The sequence below is a fragment of the Bacteroidota bacterium genome (assembly GCA_016213405.1).
In the GTDB taxonomy this organism is placed as follows: domain Bacteria; phylum Bacteroidota; class Bacteroidia; order Palsa-948; family Palsa-948; genus Palsa-948.
Genome location: JACRAM010000094.1, coordinates 1 through 3665 on the forward strand (window position 1 = coordinate 1; position 3665 = coordinate 3665).

General features: G+C 37.9%; 4 protein-coding genes. All 4 read left to right on the forward strand.

Features of this window, described 5'->3' with window-relative positions:
* Positions 1-289 (forward strand): gliding motility-associated C-terminal domain-containing protein (locus HY841_11585; protein MBI4931398.1); only part of this gene is annotated, 289 nt, incomplete at its 5' end.
* Between the two features lie 115 nt (positions 290-404).
* Positions 405-986 (forward strand): sigma-70 family RNA polymerase sigma factor, encoded by a 582-nt coding sequence (locus HY841_11590; GenBank protein MBI4931399.1) that lies wholly within the window; start codon positions 405-407, stop codon positions 984-986.
* A gap of 23 nt (positions 987-1009) precedes the next feature.
* Positions 1010-1726, forward strand: coding sequence for a hypothetical protein (locus tag HY841_11595; GenBank protein MBI4931400.1), 717 nt, complete (start codon positions 1010-1012; stop codon positions 1724-1726).
* Positions 1723-3537: an excinuclease ABC subunit UvrC gene (gene uvrC, locus HY841_11600; GenBank protein MBI4931401.1), complete on the forward strand. Its 1815-nt coding sequence runs from the start codon at positions 1723-1725 to the stop codon at positions 3535-3537. Before HY841_11595 ends, uvrC begins: the two co-directional genes overlap by 4 nt.
* Positions 3538-3665 lie beyond the last annotated feature (128 nt).

The window sequence follows — 3665 nt, forward strand, 5'->3', positions numbered from 1 at the left end:
GTTTACCCCCAACGGAGACGGGTACAATGATTGTTTCCACCCTGCCATGGACATTCAGAATGTTCCCAACATAACAACTCCGGATTCATTACAAGCAGCACTTGCTGAATGTATTATCATGGAAGTATGGGATAGATGGGGCATTAAAATGTTTGAAACCACTGATGCTGATAAATGCTGGGATGGAAAAAATATGAAAGGGAAAAATGCCGTTGAAGGAACTTATTATTACATCGCGAAATTCGGAGAAGTAACCCTGCGCGGATTTGTAACGTTATTGAGAAAATAAAATTGATTACTACTTCTATTTGAAAACCCCTCTCAATCGGAAGGGTTTTTTCTTTTTTAATAACAACAAAACAAGTAATCAGAAAGAAATTCTTTAAGTTTGCTCTTCAAAATCTATGTCAGAAGAAGAACTCATACGCGGATGCCTGAAGCATGAAAGGAATTGCCAACGGGTGTTATTTGAAATGTACGCAGTTGCCATGACGGACGTATGTATTCGCTATGCAAAAAATCAGCAGGAAACAAAAGAGATTTTGCTCAGCGGATTCAAAAATATTTTCAGCGGATTCAAAAATATTGCTGAAGAAAATACAAAAAGAAAAAAAGATTCGCCATCGGTTACTTTAGGAGAATGGATAAAAAAAGAAATGGTTCTGTCTGCCGTTCGGCACATGCATCATAATAAGAGGGAATATTTTGTAAGCAGCACAGTAAGCATGAGGGATGCAGAAAAATCTTCTTCAGAAGAAATTTCTGACGAAAAAATAATGCAGTTTGCCAGCAAACAAGCCATTATCAAAGCGCTTCAGCAACTCACTCCTTCCTACCGCGCAGTGTACAATATGCACGAAGTGGACGGATATAATCATGCTGAAATTTCAAAATTGCTTGACATAAGCGAATATTCTTCTAAAGACAGTTTATCAAAGGCAAAGTTTAACCTGAGAAGAAACCTCACAAGAATGATTCCGAAATAATTTAATCGTTGAAAGCTTCGTTAATGAAAAAAATATCAAATACGAATCAGCTCGATAACTTTCTGCAAGAGAAATTAAAATCTCCTGAAAGCAAATTGCCTGTTGTAGATTGGAGTGAAGTTGAAGTGCTGCTTAGCGCTGAACAAAAAACAATTTCCATAGGCATCAGCAAAAAACAAATTTTCATTTCATCTTCTGTTATTGTGGCTGTGATAGGCGTATTTTTCATTATTAAATATATTAGTTCATTTCATGAGATTAAGGAAGAGACGGCTTCCCCTTCCGGCACCACTACCACTATTCATCCTTATGAAAATTCTCAAACAGCATCGGTTTCTGTTTCGCCCGCCATTACAGCAGATACGCTTTCTCCGGCAGACACAGCTGCATTAACTGAAAAAAAATTTACTGCCGATACAGCAAAGCAAGAGAAAAAACAAATTACCGAAGTTCAGAAAGCAACTGTGAAAGAAAGTAAAAAGAATTCAAAACTATCTTCGCTTGCACCAACCATCGTAGATTCTGAAAATGCCCCTGAAAACATTCTTCCTCCTGATACGGCAGGGAAAAACAAGTCCTTCGAAATAAAATCTGAATTTTCTGATTCTGCAAAAACTTCTTCTCCGGTGAAAAATGGAAAACCGAAAAAGGGGAAAACCAAAAAAAATGTAACAACAGATTCTGTCAAAGTTGAACCGAAAACTGAAATTCTTCCCGCAAAACCAGATTCCGTTAAATGACAAATGAGAAAAAGAAATTCTCTGAGTCGTTATTAAACATTGTCAGCTCCCTTCCTGATGGTCCAGGCGTTTACCAGTATTTCGATAAGCACGGAAAAATAATTTATATAGGAAAGGCGAAAAATCTGAAGAAGCGGGTTTCTTCTTACTTCACAAAAAAACACGAGTATGGAAAATTGCTTTACCTCGTCACCAGCATTGCTGACATTAAATTTATAGTAGTAAGCACAGAGTTAGACGCGCTGCTTCTCGAAAACAACCTCATCAAAAAATATCAGCCGCGCTACAACGTGGCATTGAAAGATGACAAAACCTATCCGTGGATTTGCATAAAGAACGAGCGGTTTCCAAGGATTTTTCAGACACGAAATTTTATTCGTGACGGCTCACAGTATTTTGGTCCGTATACTTCGCTGCGAACGATGTACACCATTCTGAATTTGATAAAGAAACTTTATCCGCTTAGAACTTGCACCCTTCTCCTCTCGAATGAAAATATTGAAAAGAAAAAATTCAAGGTGTGTCTGGAATATCATTTAAAAAACTGCAAAGGACCCTGCGAAGCTTTTCAGCCGGAAGAAGATTACAACGAAAGCATTTCACAGATAAAACAAATATTGAAAGGAAACATTTCCTCTGTGATAAAACAATTAAAAGAGCTCATGTGGCAGTATTCGGGAAAGTATGATTTCGAAACCGCACAGATGCTAAAAGAGAAAATTGATTCATTGGAAAAATACCAAAGCCGTTCAGTAATCGTGAGTCCAACCATTGAAGATGTGGATGTGTTTTCCATCATTACCGATGAGTCTTTCGGCTATGTAAATTATCTAAAGGTTATTAACGGATCAATTGTACAGGCTCATACTGTTGAAATGAGGAAGAAACTGGATGAGCCGAAAGAAGAACTGCTTCTGCTTTCCATTGCTGAACTTCGCCAGCGATTTCACAGCGAAACAAAGGAAATCATAGTACCCTTTTCACTGGAAATAAATTTTCCGGATATTGAATTCACTATTCCGAAAATCGGTGATAAGAAAAAACTCCTGGAACTTTCTGAACGCAATGCGGAATATTACCGGAAAGATAAAATCAGCAGGCAGGCATTCACTCCAAAAGAAAAATCTGCAGACAGAATTCTTAAAACGATGATGAAAGATTTACACCTGAAAGATTTGCCCGCACATATTGAGTGTTTTGACAATTCCAATATTCAGGGAGCGCATCCTGTTTCTGCCTGCGTAGTTTTCAGAAATGCAAAGCCAAGCAAAAAAGACTATCGCATCTTCAATATAAAATCTGTTGAAGGTCCCGATGACTTTGCATCCATGGAAGAAGTAATTTACAGAAGATACAAACGAATGCTTGATGAAAAACAGACTTTGCCTCATTTAATCATTATTGATGGTGGGAAAGGGCAGGTTAGCGCAGCAATGAAAAGTCTGGAGCATCTGAAACTCGGAGGGAAAATACCTGTGATCGGCATTGCAAAAAAACTGGAAGAGATTTATTTCCCCGGTGATTCGCTTCCGCTGTATCTCAATAAAAAATCCGAAACGCTAAAAGTAATTCAGCAGATGCGGGATGAGGCGCACCGCTTCGGACTAAAACATCATTCGGGAAGAAGATTACGCGAAAGTATTGGAAGCGAACTAACACAGATAAAGGGCATCAGTGAAATAACAGCAAAAAAACTTTTGCAAAAATATAAATCGGTGTTAAAAATCAAAGAAGCTTCTGAGGAAAAAATAACGAAAGTAATTGGCAGAGCAAAAGCAAAAAAACTGACAGACTATTTTAAATTAAAGTAGGAAGCGAAGGTACAAAGTAACTTCGCCACCTCTCACACCACTGTACATGCTTAGACGCATACAGCGGTTTCATAAAGTTTTAATCGTTTGTAGTTTGCCGATAAACTGTAGTAACCTTCTTTTGCAAA

Excerpts from the sequence above, each read along its gene's own strand:
- HY841_11590 (MBI4931399.1), top strand. The coding sequence starts at position 405 with ATGTCAGAAGAAGAACTCATACGCGGATGCCTGAAGCATGAAAGGAAT.
- HY841_11595 (MBI4931400.1), top strand. The coding sequence starts at position 1,010 with ATGAAAAAAATATCAAATACGAATCAGCTCGATAACTTTCTGCAAGAG.
- uvrC (MBI4931401.1), top strand. The coding sequence starts at position 1,723 with ATGACAAATGAGAAAAAGAAATTCTCTGAGTCGTTATTAAACATTGTC.